We start from the raw sequence: 15,621 nt of genomic DNA on the forward strand, positions 1-15,621 counted from the left end.
GAGCATCTGCCTTACAAGCAGAGGGTCGGCGGTTCGATCCCGTCAGCCTCCACCATTTTTATATGCGGTCGTGGCGGAATTGGCAGACGCGCTAGATTCAGGTTCTAGTGGTGGCAACACCGTGGAGGTTCAAGTCCTCTCGACCGCACCAAGTAAACCCTATATATGGCGGTCGTGGCGAAGGGGTTAACGCACCGGATTGTGGCTCCGGCACTCGTGGGTTCAAGTCCCATCGATCGCCCCATATATCTTTAAAATGTAAAATGAAATAGCCCAGCGGAGGCTCCTGTACAGGAACTCCGGCTGGGCTTTCTTTGTATCTGTTTACGAATGAGCAACAGGCTGATAAAAGTGAAGGCGATTGCCAAAAGGATCGGTCACGCTCACTTCACGCGTTCCCCACGGCGTCTCCTCTAGACCAGGACAAGCGTACTTGTATCCTTGACGCAATAGTGACTGATGAAAAAGCTCAATGTCCTCTACCTGCACGCGAATCGCCGAGCCAGGACAAGCATCCCCGTGATGCTCGGATAGATGAAGCGTGCACGATAGAGAGGAAATTTGCATGTTCTCTTGCCTTCTCAGCGTCAAACATGCGAAAAATAGGCGTTATGATCTGATTCATTTGCCAAGAAACCTCCGGATCGTATTGAGGGAGGCGAGGTGCACCCCTTCGTGAAAAATCGTTCGGACAAGCACTTGTGCAATCGTATGCATGCCAGATTCAGTTGCAGGAAATTCTTCTTCTAATCGATCCTTGTAAGCAGCTTGTATCTTCAGAGGTTGTTCTTGTAATAAGGAGGCGAGGACTGCGAGTTTCGGTGGTGGTGTGTCCCAGTCAGCAGGCTTTGTCCCGAAGTTAAACCATTCGTTGAAGCCAGGGGGTAGTGGGATCGTTTCTTTTGTAAGGTGAGCGATCCATAAATACTGATCGAGATAGATGTGCCCCAGATTCCACAAGATATTGTTAGAGAAACCATTGGGAATGATGTTCACATCTTCATCCGTCAAACCATCGATAGCTTTTAACGTCTCCTGTCGATAATCCTCTAGCTGCTGGAATAGCACCCTGTGCCGCTTTTCCATACTTTTTCCCCCTTGAGTGGTAGTCTTCGCAAATAAATTCGAGTCAGAGAATCTACTACCTTCTATAAGAAAGGGATGTACCAACAAAAAAGCGTGCAGAACAACTCGTCTGCACGCTTTTTGTATGCTGTGTATAGGAAACGACGCTACATTCTTTCCTGCTCGAGGGAGTGAGAAGGAGAGAATTGTTTCCGCCATTTTACTTGCGGCACGCAAATGGCAGCGAGGATCATGAATACGCCACCCCATTGTGGGAGAGAGACAGCCTCTTGAAGCACGAAACTCGACAAGAGTACGACAGTGGGAAGCTCCACCGCGCTTAAGATGGTAGCTAGTCCATTACCGATCCGCGGCACACCGACAGCCAAACAGAAGATCGGGATGACCGAACCGAAGATCGCAACCAAAAGACCGAGCGGCAGCAAACCTTGCAGAAGCTGACCATTGATCAGGAAAGTCGGTGGATACACGATCGAGAGCATCAGGGCAGCCATACTAATCGAGATCGCGCTTCGCAAGTATGGATCCATTCCAGGGAGAATTCGCCCGCTGAAGAAAATAACCAGGGCAAAGGTCGCGCCAGACATCAGACCGAAGATCAGTCCAACCATGTCTACACTCTGAATGCCACTTTCGCCCAGTCCACTTGCAAGAACCGTCCCTGCTCCAAGCATAAGCAGAGACACCCATTTTTCAGCGGTGGGCCATTTGCGATCCACAATCGCCTCCAGCAAGACACCGATCCAGGTAAACTGAAAGAGGAGAACGATTGCGAGCGAAGCAGAGACCCGGCTAACAGCCTGATGGTAAAAAAGACTGGTTGAGGCCATCATGAGGCTGGCTGGTGCCAAAAGCAACAAATACTTAAACGAAAACCGTTGCTTGGAGAAAAAGATGGCCATGACCGTCATGATCAGGCCGCCAAAAATCAATTGGCTTCCGCTCATTTCGAATGGCGTAAAGCCGAGCTGAAAAGCATGCTTCATGAAGATCGAGAGGACACCGTAGCTGCACGCGCCGACTAAAACTAAAAAGATAGATCGCCAGTATGTCATAAGTAAAAGTTCCTTTCGTATGACTAAACTCGGAAGAATAATGACTATTGTACTATAGGTCTAAAAGTGGTACAATAAAATTTTTGTCCACTCTTTACTGTGCTACTAAGGTAATTAGATAGCTGCATGCATTGGTAATATGGTAACGGATGAAAGTGTAGAGGACTCCTTATTCTTCGTGAGAATACATAGCTGTTTTTTCTTATTTCCGTTACACTACTCCATAGAAGAAGTTCAAAAAGTCGTCTGTAGACAAAGAGAAGGCGAAACACATGGAGGAGCAAGGATGAGACAGGGGATTATTTACGCAATTGTGGCGTATTTGGCTTGGGGGTTACTCCCGCTCTATTGGAAGCTGTTTCAGGCAATGGGGGCATGGGAGATACTCTCTCATCGAATCGTCTGGTCGATTATTTTTGTCGCAATCATTATTCAGGTAACGAAACGTTGGCGTAGTATGTGGGGAGCGGTTACTGGTTTTAAAATGTTCGGAGCATTAGCGATATGTTCCCTGCTAATCAGCGCAAATTGGTTCATTTTTATCTGGGCAGTGAATAACGATCAAGTCATGCAAACGAGTCTTGGCTATTACATGAATCCTCTCATCACCGTCCTGCTCGGAGTCATTTTCTTAAAAGAAAAAATGCATGCTGGGCAATGGCTCGCGCTTATACTCGCGGCTTTCGGAGTCATGTTCATCACCTTCCAGTACGGTGAGATTCCATGGGTCTCTCTATCACTTGCCCTGACCTTTGCTTTTTACAGCTTGGCGAAAAAGCTCGTTCGGATGGAGGCGATGATCGGACTGGCATGGGAGACGCTGTTTGTGGCCCCTATTGCTTTCGGTTATCTGTTGATGCTACAGGTCAATGGGACGGAGACGATGACATCCTTAGCGTGGTGGCAACTTTTGTTGCTGACGCTCGCGGGGGTAGCTACTGCCATGCCACTCTACTGGTTCGCCTTAGCAACGACTAGACTCCCACTTTCCGTTGTGGGCTTCATTCAATACTTGGCGCCTACGATATCGCTCCTATCAGCTGTTTTCTTGTTCGGTGAGTCTTTCACCCAAACACATCTCATCAGCTTTGGATTCATCTGGTCTGCGCTCATCGTATTTACAGTGTCTTCCGTACGTATGAAACGAAAAGCTACCCCAATCAATCCCGAGGTCGCTATCAAAAAACAAGCGTAAATATAAGAAAACTCCTGACCCGCCGAGAAAGACTCGGATATGGTCAGGAGTTTTTGCTTACAAGGATGTAATTAGCAGATCGCTTCGCCGTGTTTTTTCATGCGGTACGCACCGTGATTAGTAGGTCCCACATATTGATTGAGTGCAAACGAGTGGCGAATCGCTTCGGTAATAAGTTCTTTGGCAACAGCTACTGCATTGTGTACAGAGCTTCCTTTTGCCAATTCAGCACAGATTGCAGCCGAGAACGTGCAGCCGGCACCATGAGTAAAGCTCGTTTCAAAGCGCTCTGATTCCAATACTTCGATCGTTTTCCCGTCATAGAAAACATCTACGGCATTGCCGCTTTGAAGCTTGCTGCCGCCTTTTACAACGACATAAGAGGTGCCGAAGTCGTGGATGCGCTTTGCCGCTTCCTTCATGTCATCGACACTCTTCAGTGCGCCCATTTGGCTGAGAATACCAGCTTCGAACAGGTTAGGTGTCGCAACTGCTGCGTGCGGGAGCAAGACTTCACGCAGGCTGACTGCAATTTCTGGATGGAGTGCTTCGTCTGCACCCTTACAGATCATCACAGGGTCAACGACAACATTTTTCAACTCGTATTGTTTTATTTTACGGGTAGCGAGGTCAACCAGTTCAGTGGTTCCGAGCATCCCTGTTTTTACAGCATCTACGCCAATTCCTGCGAGTACGGTTTCGATTTGTTTTTCCAGGATCGCAACATCGATCGGAAACACTTCGTGAAACCATTCGTTATGTGGATCTTGGGCTACGATAACGGTGAGGGCGGTCATCCCGAAAACACCAAGCTCCTGAAACGTTTTGAGGTCTGCTTGCTGACCAGCTCCGCCGCTGGTGTCGGAACCTGCAATGGTGAGTGCTTTCTTCATGGTCATTGTGATTATCTCCCTTTGTATACCGCTGCACAATCGAAGCGGATCTATACTGTCATGCACTGTAATGCCTCTCTCTATATTAAAGAGTAAGAAATCGGTGCTGTCAATAATATCCCCAAAATATAAAAACCGCTTCCCGTAGTGGGCAAGCGGTTTATGTATGTGTGCATTTATGCTTGAGAAGCAGCGTGGTGAAAAGAGAAGCTGATGGTAGTGGACATGGACTTGGAACGCTTGGTTGCAAGCTGTTTGGCTTGCTTTGCTGCCTCAAACATACTGGGTGCCTTGATGATTTCAACCCATCTGCGTGTTGCTGTTTCAAATAAAAAGCGATAGATAGTCATCTTCTTCGACCCTCCATGGTTTGTTGACATCTACATTGTATTACGTTACAGCGTGCAAAAGGTTACATAGCTGTTACATATTTTTGAAGAAAATATGGTTATTCTGTAAATCGTAAATTGTTTCCGAAATAGCGTTACGTTTTGCGAAATGTTACGTCTTTAGTATGTGATGTTTACGAAAGCTTCCATTTTGAAAGAACGAATGAGAATGAGGTGCGACAAACGATGGTCAATTCAACAGGAGAGCTGACGGTGACAGATGTCAATCACAGCTACGGAACTGGGAAAATCAAAGTGCCCGTGCTGTATGATATCAACCTGCATATCAACAAGGGTGAATTCGTGGCTCTGTGCGGCTCGTCGGGTTCCGGTAAGTCTACGCTCTTGAATTTGCTTGCAGGTTTGACCAAGCCGGAGGAAGGGAGTGTCACGGTTAGCGGAGCACAGATTTCCAGCTACAGCGAAAACGAACTATGCATGTTTCGCCGTAAAAATATGGGCTTTATCTTCCAGTCATACAATTTGCTCCCAAATCTGACTGCGTTGGAAAACGTAGAGCTTCCCTTGATTTTCGCAGGCGAAAGTACGAAAAAACGTCGGGCCAAAGCAACGGAAATCCTACACCGGGTAGGGCTGGAAGGGCGTATCGACCACAGACCAAATGAGCTTAGTGGTGGACAACAGCAGCGTGTCAGTATTGCGAGAGCGCTCGTCAATCAGCCTGGCATCATCTTGGCGGATGAGCCGACGGGGAACCTGGACTCGAAGACGGAACAAGAAATTCTCTTATTAATGAGAGAAATGAACAAGGAAAATGGGACTACGTTCATCATCGTTACCCATGAGCAGGAAGTAGCGGAACAGTCCGACCGCGTCATTTATCTCCAGGACGGACGGGTTGTACAAAAAAGGACAAGACCAGCGTAGGCGAGGGTATGAGGTGAACAAACAGTGAAGGTAATAGATTCTTTTCGCATCGTCTGGAGGAATCTGTGGCGAATGAAGCTACGGACAGCCCTCACGTCGGTTGGTGTTATGATCGGAACGGCTGCAATCGTGGCGATGATGGCACTTAGTTTAGGGCTTAAGGAAAGTGCGGTAAAAAGCTTGGAGAACTTCGGGAACTTGACAGAGATGGACGTCGAGCCATTGCGTTGGTACGAGGAAAATGGCGAATGGATCGATGTTCCAGAGGATAAAGTCAAGAAGCTGAATATGCAAGCAGTGCAGGAATTAAAAAAGATTCCTGGCATTCAGGCAGTTATGCCGATAAAAGAATTACGAGAGCAAGCGAAGCTAAAGGTAGGTAGACGAGAAGGTTACGTACAGCTTATTGGGGTGGATGTGAATGAGTCGGCTGCCTATCGCAAAGATGACATTGAAAAAGGAAGCTATCTGACAGGGGCGCCACAAGAGATAGTGGTTGCTTTCGATGTTTCCAGAGAAATGCGCGACGTCGAAAAGGAAAAGCGCGAGGAACGGCGAAGAAAGGCCGGAGCTGGACGGCATGAAATGTCTCAGATGCCACCTCCTGATATAGGGGGCGGAGAAGCACTGGCCTTCAATCTCGTAGACAGAGCAGGGACTCTCATCTTGTCACGCGAATATCGCATCGACGATGAACCGAAATACGAGAAAAAAGAACTGCGTGTGAAGGTTGTCGGTCAATTAAAGAAATCTGAAGAACGTAACTCTTCAGCCGCGGTTTATGTACCGATTAACGTTGTGAAAGAGCTGAATGAGTGGGTCACGCGCAGTCGAGGTGACGAAGTCGAAGAAGGAGCATCGCGCAGATCACGCGATAAAGCCAAAAAGGATACCTTTGAATTTGACAGAATTACAGTCAAGGTAGAATCTCGTGAAAAAGTCGAGGGTGTAGTCAAAGCGTTGAAGGAAAAAGGCTTTGAAGTATGGTCGCCTGCACGTGAGCTGGAAACCATCAATAACTTCTTCTTCGTGATTCAGATGGTCCTCGGAGGAATTGCTGCAATCTCCTTGCTCGTCGCAACCATTGGAATCGTCAATACGATGATCATGTCAATTTTAGAGCGAACCAAAGAGATTGGGATCATGAAAGTAATCGGAGCCACTGTGTTGAATATTCGTTGGCTGTTCTTAATGGAATCAGGCTTTATTGGTTTAATAGGTGGACTGGCTGGTCTCGGCATGGCGTGGGGAGCGGTTGAGCTCGTGAATTACTTCGGAGCGTCTGGAGGTCTCTTGGATAGTCTGAACATGGGCTACGGCGGTGGTAATCCAGAGGCTGAGCCAACAAAATTGGCGGTCATTCCAGGCTGGCTGGCACTCTTTGCAATTGGCTTCTCCTTTATTATTGGGGTGTTGGCGGGAATCTTCCCGGCGATTCGTGCGTCTCGTTTAAGTGCACTGCAAGCGATTCGATCTGAATAAGTGATGAAATGTGAGGAACGTAAGATGAACAAGAAAAAATGGATCATTATCGCCACGGTTGTGGCCGTTCTTGGAGGAGGAAGCTATTACGGCTATTCGTACTTCAAGGGCGAAGAGGTTACAGAAGAAAAGCCAGAAGAAAAACCGACCTTCCCGACAGCGCTCGTGGAACGTGGTGATGTCAAGAAGACGATCAACTCAGCAGGTACAGTGGAAGCGAAGGCGCGTGAGGAAGTCAAGCCAGAGCTCAACGGCAAGGTGCAACGTGTGCTAGTCAAGGAAGGGCAGTCTGTAAAAAAAGGCGATGTCTTGTTCACGATAGACAGCTCGGATGCACAGCTAGAAATTCAAAAGCTGGAGCTGGACATTTTAAAGGCGAAAAAAGAGCTAAGTGAAATTAAACAGAAAAAAGACAAGATCACGGCTACCAAGGAAGGGAAAGTCATCGAAGTCTCAGTGGAAGAAGGGCAAGATGTCAGACCAGAAACCGTAGTCGCCAAACTTGCTAATACCGACTATTTGAAAATTATTGGGCAATTTACCTCCTATGAGTCTGAACGATTCAGTATAGGTCAAAAAGTGAAGGTATTCATTCCGACTTCCATGTATTTTGTGGATGGTGTTGTCACGGAAGTGGATAGAATTGGTGAAAAAGTAGAAGGTGCTGGCGGAATTCACAATGTCGAGGTATTGGTCAAGAAGCCTGGAGCCATTTATGTTGGGGACAAGGGTGAGGTACAGTACACGGATGATAAGGGTCTCTTATATGTAAGCCGAAATCAGAAAGAATTCCAGTTGCCAGATGAAATAGAAATCTTGGCTGGTACTTACGGGAAAATCGGCAAGCTCGACGTAAAAAAGGACGATGTAGTCAAAGTAGGGCAACAACTGTTCAAGATGGATATGGAAGCGTCCGGTATGGAGCTGATGGAAAAAGAACTAGCGTTAAAAGGGTCCTTATTGAACATGGAGCAGAAAAAGCGTGAAATTGCGAAGAACCAAGTAACAGCGCCAATCAGCGGTGTCATCACCAAGCTAGGTGTAAAAGAAGGCGAAGCGCCAGGATCAGACCCTGCAGCCATTATTATGGATACGACTTCTGTTTACTTTATGGCAGCCGTTGGAGAACTTGATATTCCACAGATTAAAATCGGACAAAATGTCGATGTTTATGTGTATGCGTTTGGTACCGAGCCGTTTAAAGGCAAAGTCGTAGAGCTCCCGAAAGAAGGGAAAAAAGAAGACAAGGAAGTTCGTTTCGCGGTTAAAGTGGAACTACTAGACAAGGCTGATTTCAAGCATGGGATGACGGGTGACAACGATATTATCGTCGCCCAAGCACAGAATGTCTTGCGCTTGCCAAGCAATGCAGTTGAAATCCTGGGGCCAGGTCAGGGAACCGTAATGGTGAAAGATCCGAGCACCGGAGATCCAATGCCGAAAGACATACAAATCGGTATTGAAGGATATGATTTTATTGAAATCAAAGGCGGCTTGAATGAGGGAGAAGAGGTTCTGGTGACCAACTCCGAAGGCATGTAAAAGCCAATCGAATTCGTTTATAGCGACAGCCCCGTTGCCACTGGCCAAAGACCTAAGCAAACGGGGCTGTTTTTTTACATGCAAATGCTTTTCAACGGTTTGAACGCATACGTAACGTTGCGGTCATTCGCGACGTCAAACTATGTAAAGGATGGGAAATTGTACAGCCGTTTTCCTTTGCGAACTGATCGGCAACAGGTGCCATGGAGAGCTGTGCCACTGCAATAGGTTGGTCTGGAAACGTTTGATGGAGCTGAGACAGGGCACCTTTTATCGCTTCCCTGTACGCTTCCTGCTTGTTTTCCATGAGCAGGGCAAAAGCATTTTCGACGATGTTCACTTGAATCTCTGGATGAAGGTTATGGGAATGGGCGTGTTGTACGAGACGCTCCATCGTAGGTTGGACAGTAGCGGGATTGGAGAACAGCAGAACTTGTGGCTCTGTATAGCGTGCAAGCTCATGAAAAAAAGGTCCATCGATTGTGAAGATGGGGACAGAGGCAGTTGCCTCATCCTCTGGTGTTACCAGTGCGGCATACTGCGTGCAAGTGATCACGATTGCATCGACGGCGCAGCTCTGCATCCAGACTAGTTGATCACGTAATTTAGCCTGTGATTGTTCCGTGGTATGGACAGGTGTTCCTGCGTTTTGCAGGAGTAAACTAGGATCAACAAAATGAATGAGCTCTACGTCAAAGGCTGCGAACGCATCTGATAAGAGGGAAATATTCGAATAATGTCCGTGGAGACAGGCAATACGGGTCATCGTGCAGCTTCCCCCTTTAGCGTATCATTCTCTGCTTTCTTATGGGAAAGGACGCGAATACGCTTGTAATCGAGCACCCAGTGACCCTCTTGAAACAGCGCAGGACGCAGTAAGTCAGTGACCTCCCTACATACTTGCTGGATTTCATCTGAGGACAGTCCCGTAAAAAAAGGACTGCAAAAAGAATTCAACCAATGCGACAGCCCCAAGTCTCCATCAGCCATGACTGTCGGACGATCAAAATGAGAGGCAAGTACGACGTGGAAGCCTTGCTTCTCCAAAAGAGTCGTGTACTCTCCAATGCTGGGAAAATACCAAGGTGAGCGCTCATCCGCGGATATTCCTTTTCGTGCCAAAACAGTCTGCAATGCCTTTGTGATTTGGCCGCAATTGCCGTGTCCTCCGAATTCGGCAACAAAGCGTCCACCGGGAGCAAGAGCCAACCAAATGGTTTCAACGACTTCAGCAGGACGTTTCATCCAGTGGAGTGCGGCATTAGAAAAGACAGCGTCGTAGCTGACATCTGTACGATACGTATGCGCATCGGCTACTTCAAAGGCAAACTGCGGATATTTTTGGCGAGCAGCCTCAATCATGGCGACAGAAAAGTCGATTCCTGTCACAGTTGCTCCTGCAAGCGATAGTTGCGCACACAGGTCGCCTGTTCCACAGCCTAAGTCAAGAATGCTTTCTCCTGGAGCCGGCTGTAGCCAGTCCACTAAGCCTTTGCCGTATTCAGAAACGAAATTCATCTTGGCGTCGTACAGCCCGGCATTCCATTGATTGGTTCGAATCATCTGAATTCCCTCCCTTTCATCCATTTTTACCGACTGGAGAGATATAAGTCAAATCTATATAAATTATAAACTGAATAGTATTTAACTATATCTAGCTCGCGAAAAAGCTCTACGATTGTAAAGGATATTTCGCCGTTTTTGTCGAATGATCACAGTTGAAAAATTGTAAGGAAGAAAGTAGGAGGACAATTCGTGAAAAAATGGGTTGTAAAAGCACTTCTAGTGTGTTTGGCAACGGGCACCTTATTGTCAGGTGTGTCAGTACCGTCAGCCATGGGGGCCGGGGCAACAGCATCCATGAAAAAAAACAGCCAAGTATCTAAGCCAATCCGGCAGCAGCCTGTTCACGATATGGTTATCTTTAACGATTATCAGGTTGCAGGATTGGATTCAAATGGTTGGAACTGGGTGAAGAACGATGAGTTTATTCTTCCTCCCGAGACACCACTTGATATTGACGTGATACAGACCACTTATGGAACTGGCACCAACCTCAATCGGAAGCAAGTTTTATTGGATGGCGTAGAGTTATCGGAGTATCAAGCCGAAAATACCTCGTCACAGACTTCTTTCAAATGGCAAGTACCTCGGTTTACTATTCCAGCACAAAAGCTGTCTGCTGGCTCGCATAGCTTGACCTTTATTGTGACGGATGCCAAAGGGAAGAGCAGCACGTTGCATGTGAGATTTATTGTAGAGGCCAAAAATTACCCGAGCATATTTAATGGGGAAAAGGCAGAGGGAGAACCAGTACCAAGTGGTGGGCAAACGGCTATTTTTGGCATGATGGGTTCACACGACTTCACCAGTTCTTTACCGGGCACATGGAAACTAACAAATAAGTCCACGAGTACAGAGATGAGGTCTGTTCCTGCGACGACAATTTTTTCGACGGGGACATTGTTGACGGGGCAGTATGAGCTCCTCTTTGTTCCGGATGATACAACCATGTCACCTTGGATGACGACGATTCAAGTAGGCGTTGCAGAGCTGTACATGGGAACAGATACAAGCGGTCAAAAGCTGACGCAAGATCAGAAAATAACAGCCCCAGCAGCACCAGGGAAGGTTCCCTTGTATTCGCCAATCCCAGGAAGATGGTCGGTGAACGGAACAGGACAAACCTTGACAGACGCGCAACATTTTGAGGTGGACATTCCTGAGAGACTGGCTGGAATCACAATTGCTGTTACCTTTGAGCCTGTTTCGGTGCAAAAAGATAAATCGTCGTTGTGGGGCGATACTTCGGCGACAACGGTTCAAATACAAGTTCCAGGTGCACCAAATGCCTGCGGCCCTGCTAGTGGAAATGTCACAATGGATGTGTTGATGAAGCAGAACGAACAATCAACACCGACGGTAGAAAAGATGAACCTGTATTCCTCTGATAATACAGTCAAGCTGTATCAGAATCCTGTTCATATGATCTGGCTGGCAACTGCTGCCGAGCACATTGAATATGGAAGTGAAGCGGATGATGATGAGGGGCCGGGTGTGTGGGCGATTGATAACGTCATTGTCGACGATAGCAAATTGAATTGGGATCACACGGCATTGCTGTTGTCCGGCTATAAGCCAGGTCGCTACAAAGTCAACTACTATAGCAAAAGAGACCCGGCGCAAGTATGGTGCGGCTACGTTCAAGTAATAGAAGATTTGCCTCCAATCAAGACGTATCCAGCATGTGAGCCGGGTGATACAGGTATATCTCCGCCAAGTTCGCCACTTCTTCTTCGAAGTGAGAGTGGCAAGGAATACCGGGACGGACAAAAGATCACCGTGAACGTAGGCGAGGATCTCGAAGAATGGGAAGACCTAAGGCTGATCGCTACTCATGCTGAGCTTGTCGGATCCAAAAAGATCAGGGATAAGAGCGAAAAGAAGGCATACTATATGCCGAAATTTGAATGGAAACATGGCGAAATCGGTATTGGTGCCAGTCGGAAGCATAGTAACGGTACCATTTCCTCAGAAAATCGGATCGAGGTCTTTTTCGGGGAGGAACAGATCGCTAGCATCAAGCCTAGCAAAGGTGATGACGACGATGGCGAGGGACTTGAATCACTGAATATAAAAAGGTATATCGATACGAATAAGCCCGGAGAATACAAGATCAAGGTAACGAATACGCTCACCAATAAGACCTGCACGGTTATCAACTCCAAAAGAAAGTATAATAAGAAAACCGGTGTAAATGAGCGCAATGAAACATTGACGATTACAATTGAAGTGAAGTAGGAAGGTAGACCCCCTTGCATTTTGGCATGGGGGTTTTCGACTACAAGGGAGGAAGTCCTGTGACAAACGAGCAGAAGGTGATCCTGGAGAAGTTCGGCTTTCAGATCGAAGGAGAGCAAGTGAAACATTTGAAGCTGGGAATCGTAAGAAATAAAAAAGAATTCGTCTGTCATGCCACGTCAGAAGCGTTGCAGGACTACATTAAGTCCATCTTGCGCAACCAATGTCAGTGGAAGCGAGGAGAATCTGAGTGAGCAGCCAGGGAGGTTGTGGGGTTTGAGCGAGTCTAGGGAGACATTAGTTACGGCATTACGTGAAGTGGAGGCTTGGGAGAAGGACCAGAACGACTTGTGGTTCTGGGAAAAGCTTGGCAGACTTCCTTTTGTTCTGTTGGATCGGATTACGCCTGCATTCGTTCAAGAGAAGCTGGGAAAAGCCGTAGATGAAATGGCAGCCTTTCTCGAGACAGGTGGAACCTATTTGGTGCAGGATGAACCGATTTACAAACGGTTTGGCAAACGGTTAGAGGGACAGGGTACGTCTGTGATTGGCAAAGAAGAAATTGCTGCTGTACCGCTTACGATCATGAATGATGTCGCAATGGAGCTGAAGGATTCACGTGCGAATTTTGCCACGGTACAAGGTGCGACGACTGGCTTCGGAGGGATTTTTACCCTCGCGATCGATATCCCGTTATTGATGGGGACATCCCTCAAAGTATTACAAGAAATGGCTCTTGCCTATGGCTATCGACCTGAAGAGAAGAGAGAGCGGCTGTTTGTCGTCAAATGCTTGCAGTTTGCTTCATCCGACATCGTAGGGAAAAAAGCGATACTCGCTGAGCTCTCCCGCTTTGATGATCCAAATGCGCAGAGAGAGGTAATGGCGCAATTGCAGGGATGGCGTGAAGTCGTGGTTACGTACACAGAAAACTTTGGGTGGAAAAAATTGTTTCAAATGGTGCCGATTGCAGGTATTTTATTCGGGGCGTATTTAAACCGTTCAACCGTACAGGATGTCGCCGAAGCGGGGATGATGCTATACCGCAAACGGCGTATCCTGGAGCGGCTGCGTGAGAGCGAAAAGTGCGGAGAGATTACAAAGACCACTCCTCAGCAGTAAGAGCGTAGAGGAGATGGTCCTCCCATACACCGTTAATTTGCAAATAGCGCAACGAAAGGCCTTCCTGGCGAAAACGATTTTTTTCCAAGACGCGAATGGAAGCTTGATTGCGAGGCATAACAGCAGCTTGTACTCTGTGCAGCCCAGCATCCATTAAAGCAAAGCGGAGGGCGAGATTTACTGCTGATGTCGTATAGCCTTTGCCATTGCACGCCTGATCCATAAAGTAGCCAATCGTCGCATTTTGCCATGCGCCACGTGCGACATTTGACAATGCTACACGTCCAATCATCTTTCCGGATTCTCGGGAGAATGCGCCGAAAGCATAGGCAGTACCACGTTCAAAATCAATCTGCGCTTGTGAAATCTGTTCTTGCTGTCCTGTGAGGGTCAGAAATGAAGCGGGGCGGATTGGTTCAAATGGTTGGAGAAAGTCATGATTACGCAGCCGAAGCTCTAGGAGCTCGGCTGCGTCTTGTTGTTGGAGAGGTCGTAAGAGAATCTCGTCTGTATGTAGTGACATGATATCAATCCTCCTTAAAAAGTTGGATTGATAGTATAGCATGTGCCAGAGTATTTGAGAAACATCAATTAGCCGAGCAATTCAGCAAACGACACCCCAAATGCTTTGCAAGTTTCTACTTCTTTTGCAGTAGGAGAAAGCTCGATTTTCAAACATTCCAGAGGAGTTTCCGCACCACGCTCGCTCGCCTTTTTCAGCAAAATATCAACAGCTGCACCGACGTGCTCGTAAGCGGAGTCGCAAGAACCGAAAGCAACAACCTTTTTCCCGCTGAGGTCAATATCGTCCATTTCCTCATAGAAATCCAGGCATTCGTCTGGCAGTTCGCCATCGCCCCATGTGTAGGCACCAAGCAAGATTCCGTCGTAAGCTTCGAGTTCTTTTGCGTTCGCATCCATCACTTCTTTTATCTCCAGCTCAGCACCAGTTGAACGAATACCTTCTGCAATTGCTTCAGCAATTTCCTGTGTATTCCCTGTCATGCTCGCGTATACCATCAAAATGCTCATAAAACGTAAAACCTCCAATTAGATAATGAGTATCATTCTCAACAATAAAAATAATGAAAATGAGAATCGTTGTCAATAACTTTTTTCTTATTGCCACGTTTCATTGATTTTGGTAGAGTTAAATAAAATTATTATAATGTACTTTAAATAGAGGTGCGCCAAAGAAGAGTAAGCCTTTTCGCAATCTGCCAGGGAGCAGGAGAAGGAAGAAAGGCTAAAGCGCCGAAGCTTATGCTATGCCCCTACGTAGCACAGGCTGGGGTGTCTCATGAAAAATGAACATCCTGTCACAAGGGACCTTATGTCTTCTTGTGGAGCGCTATTTATGATTTGCTTCTGTAGTATCAAGAGCAATGAGATAGCGAATGCACTCATTGCTTTTTTTGATTTACCATGCTGTTATTTTGAGGAGGATGTAACTATGAACATGATGGATGCCAACGAAATTATCGCGTTTATTCAAAAAAGCGAAAAGAAAACACCAGTGAAGGTATATATGAAAGGAAACCTGGAGGGAATCGACTTCGGTGCGAGCTCCAAAGCCTTCATTACTGGTCCAACTGGTGTTGTTTTTGGTGAGTGGAAAGAGATTGAGCCAGTGCTCGCTGCTAACGCAGACAAAATTGAAGATTATGTGGTAGAAAGCGACCGCCGCAACTCCGCCATTCCATTGCTGGATACAAAAGGGATTCAAGCGCGTATCGAGCCAGGTGCAATTATTCGTGACCAAGTGACAATCGGTAACAATGCGATCATCATGATGGGGGCTTCTATTAACATCGGTGCCGTTATCGGTGAAGGTACGATGATCGACATGAATGTTGTGGTAGGTGGACGTGGAACTATCGGGAAAAACTGCCATATCGGAGCGGGATCGGTTATCGCAGGCGTTATCGAGCCGCCATCTGCACAGCCAGTTGTTGTCGAGGACGATGTTGTCATCGGAGCAAATGCTGTCATTCTGGAAGGTGTACGCGTAGGAAAAGGTGCTGTCGTTGCAGCGGGTGCTGTCGTGATTGAAGATGTACCTCCGTACGTAGTAGTTGCGGGAACGCCTGCACGCGTGATCAAGCAAATCGATGAAAAAACTCGTTCCAAGACAGAGATCAAGCAGGAGCTACGTCAGCTGTAAGGGA

At 47.1% G+C, this 15,621-nt stretch carries 16 protein-coding genes, 2 tRNA genes, 1 pseudogene and 1 riboswitch; of the genes and pseudogenes, 10 read left to right on the forward strand and 9 right to left on the reverse strand.

Annotation, left to right across the window (positions count from 1 at the left end; translation table 11 throughout):
• Positions 1-64 precede the first annotated feature (64 nt).
• Positions 65-151 (forward strand) — tRNA-Leu (locus ACQ5DJ_RS18830).
• Positions 152-168: 17 nt separating this feature from the next.
• Positions 169-244: transfer RNA gene (locus tag ACQ5DJ_RS18835), tRNA-His, on the forward strand.
• Positions 245-324: 80 nt separating this feature from the next.
• On the opposite strand, the pseudogene ACQ5DJ_RS18840 reads toward ACQ5DJ_RS18835, so the two are convergent.
• The 3 genes and pseudogenes from ACQ5DJ_RS18840 to ACQ5DJ_RS18850 all read right to left on the reverse strand — a co-directional run bounded on the left by ACQ5DJ_RS18840 (position 325) and on the right by ACQ5DJ_RS18850 (position 2,141).
• Positions 325-625, reverse strand: a pseudogene (locus ACQ5DJ_RS18840) (glyoxalase superfamily protein).
• Positions 622-1,086 carry a DinB family protein gene (locus ACQ5DJ_RS18845; protein WP_429843812.1) on the reverse strand — a complete coding sequence of 155 codons (465 nt, stop codon included), beginning with the start codon at positions 1,084-1,086 and terminating at the stop codon, positions 622-624. The pseudogene ACQ5DJ_RS18840 and the gene ACQ5DJ_RS18845 overlap by 4 nt, the downstream one beginning before the upstream one ends.
• 146 nt (positions 1,087-1,232) lie before the next feature.
• Positions 1,233-2,141 (reverse strand): EamA family transporter, encoded by a 909-nt coding sequence (locus ACQ5DJ_RS18850; RefSeq protein WP_429843813.1) that lies wholly within the window; start codon positions 2,139-2,141, stop codon positions 1,233-1,235.
• A gap of 286 nt (positions 2,142-2,427) precedes the next feature.
• On the opposite strand from ACQ5DJ_RS18850, the gene rarD reads away from it, so the two are divergent.
• A complete protein-coding gene (gene rarD, locus ACQ5DJ_RS18855) occupies positions 2,428-3,336 on the forward strand; it encodes an EamA family transporter RarD (RefSeq protein ID WP_429843814.1) in 909 nt (302 codons plus the stop codon).
• Positions 3,337-3,407: 71 nt separating this feature from the next.
• Here the strand turns inward: rarD and pdxK are convergent, their stop codons facing one another.
• Together pdxK and ACQ5DJ_RS18865 are read right to left on the reverse strand one after the other, a co-directional pair.
• Entirely contained in the window at positions 3,408-4,235 is an 828-nt protein-coding gene (gene pdxK / locus ACQ5DJ_RS18860; protein ID WP_429843815.1) for a pyridoxine/pyridoxal/pyridoxamine kinase, read from the reverse strand.
• A gap of 170 nt (positions 4,236-4,405) precedes the next feature.
• Positions 4,406-4,579 carry a hypothetical protein gene (locus ACQ5DJ_RS18865; RefSeq protein WP_007723176.1) on the reverse strand — a complete coding sequence of 58 codons (174 nt, stop codon included), beginning with the start codon at positions 4,577-4,579 and terminating at the stop codon, positions 4,406-4,408.
• Between the two features lie 225 nt (positions 4,580-4,804).
• On the opposite strand from ACQ5DJ_RS18865, the gene ACQ5DJ_RS18870 reads away from it, so the two are divergent.
• From ACQ5DJ_RS18870 to ACQ5DJ_RS18880, 3 genes are read left to right on the forward strand one after another with little or no spacing between them, the layout of a single operon-like run.
• Entirely contained in the window at positions 4,805-5,506 is a 702-nt protein-coding gene (locus tag ACQ5DJ_RS18870) for an ABC transporter ATP-binding protein (protein WP_429843816.1), read from the forward strand.
• Positions 5,507-5,530: 24 nt separating this feature from the next.
• Positions 5,531-6,988: an ABC transporter permease gene (locus tag ACQ5DJ_RS18875; protein ID WP_429843817.1), complete on the forward strand. Its 1,458-nt coding sequence runs from the start codon at positions 5,531-5,533 to the stop codon at positions 6,986-6,988.
• Between the two features lie 24 nt (positions 6,989-7,012).
• The gene (locus ACQ5DJ_RS18880) at positions 7,013-8,530 is read left to right on the forward strand and encodes an efflux RND transporter periplasmic adaptor subunit (protein WP_429843818.1); all 1,518 of its coding nucleotides are present in this window, start codon (positions 7,013-7,015) and stop codon (positions 8,528-8,530) included.
• Between the two features lie 91 nt (positions 8,531-8,621).
• Here ACQ5DJ_RS18880 and ACQ5DJ_RS18885 read toward each other — a convergent pair whose 3' ends face one another.
• Both ACQ5DJ_RS18885 and ACQ5DJ_RS18890 read right to left on the reverse strand, forming a co-directional pair.
• Entirely contained in the window at positions 8,622-9,296 is a 675-nt protein-coding gene (locus ACQ5DJ_RS18885; protein ID WP_429843819.1) for a hypothetical protein, read from the reverse strand.
• Complete coding sequence (locus tag ACQ5DJ_RS18890; protein WP_429843820.1) at positions 9,293-10,093, reverse strand: class I SAM-dependent methyltransferase; 801 nt, start codon at positions 10,091-10,093, stop codon at positions 9,293-9,295. Before ACQ5DJ_RS18890 ends, ACQ5DJ_RS18885 begins: the two co-directional genes overlap by 4 nt.
• 192 nt (positions 10,094-10,285) lie before the next feature.
• On the opposite strand from ACQ5DJ_RS18890, the gene ACQ5DJ_RS18895 reads away from it, so the two are divergent.
• Genes ACQ5DJ_RS18895 through ACQ5DJ_RS18905 form a run of 3 tightly spaced genes read left to right on the forward strand, consistent with a single transcriptional unit; the run spans position 10,286 to position 13,453 of the window.
• Entirely contained in the window at positions 10,286-12,331 is a 2,046-nt protein-coding gene (locus ACQ5DJ_RS18895; protein ID WP_429843821.1) for a hypothetical protein, read from the forward strand.
• Positions 12,332-12,390: 59 nt separating this feature from the next.
• The gene (locus tag ACQ5DJ_RS18900; RefSeq protein WP_429843822.1) at positions 12,391-12,585 is read left to right on the forward strand and encodes a hypothetical protein; all 195 of its coding nucleotides are present in this window, start codon (positions 12,391-12,393) and stop codon (positions 12,583-12,585) included.
• A gap of 13 nt (positions 12,586-12,598) precedes the next feature.
• The gene (locus ACQ5DJ_RS18905) at positions 12,599-13,453 is read left to right on the forward strand and encodes an EcsC family protein (protein WP_429843823.1); all 855 of its coding nucleotides are present in this window, start codon (positions 12,599-12,601) and stop codon (positions 13,451-13,453) included.
• On the opposite strand, the gene ACQ5DJ_RS18910 is transcribed toward ACQ5DJ_RS18905, so the two are convergent.
• Positions 13,428-13,976 (reverse strand): GNAT family N-acetyltransferase, encoded by a 549-nt coding sequence (locus ACQ5DJ_RS18910; RefSeq protein ID WP_429843824.1) that lies wholly within the window; start codon positions 13,974-13,976, stop codon positions 13,428-13,430. The genes ACQ5DJ_RS18905 and ACQ5DJ_RS18910 overlap by 26 nt on opposite strands.
• A 68-nt stretch (positions 13,977-14,044) precedes the next feature.
• Entirely contained in the window at positions 14,045-14,485 is a 441-nt protein-coding gene (locus ACQ5DJ_RS18915; RefSeq protein ID WP_429843825.1) for a flavodoxin, read from the reverse strand.
• A 140-nt stretch (positions 14,486-14,625) separates the two neighbouring features.
• A riboswitch (Lysine riboswitch) is annotated at positions 14,626-14,815 on the forward strand.
• Between the two features lie 91 nt (positions 14,816-14,906).
• Here ACQ5DJ_RS18915 and dapD point away from each other — a divergent pair.
• A complete protein-coding gene (dapD, locus tag ACQ5DJ_RS18920; RefSeq protein WP_429843826.1) occupies positions 14,907-15,617 on the forward strand; it encodes a 2,3,4,5-tetrahydropyridine-2,6-dicarboxylate N-acetyltransferase in 711 nt (236 codons plus the stop codon).
• Positions 15,618-15,621 lie beyond the last annotated feature (4 nt).

The sequence above is a fragment of the Brevibacillus sp. FIR094 genome (genome assembly GCF_050477165.1).
Taxonomy (GTDB): Bacteria; Bacillota; Bacilli; order Brevibacillales; family Brevibacillaceae; genus Brevibacillus.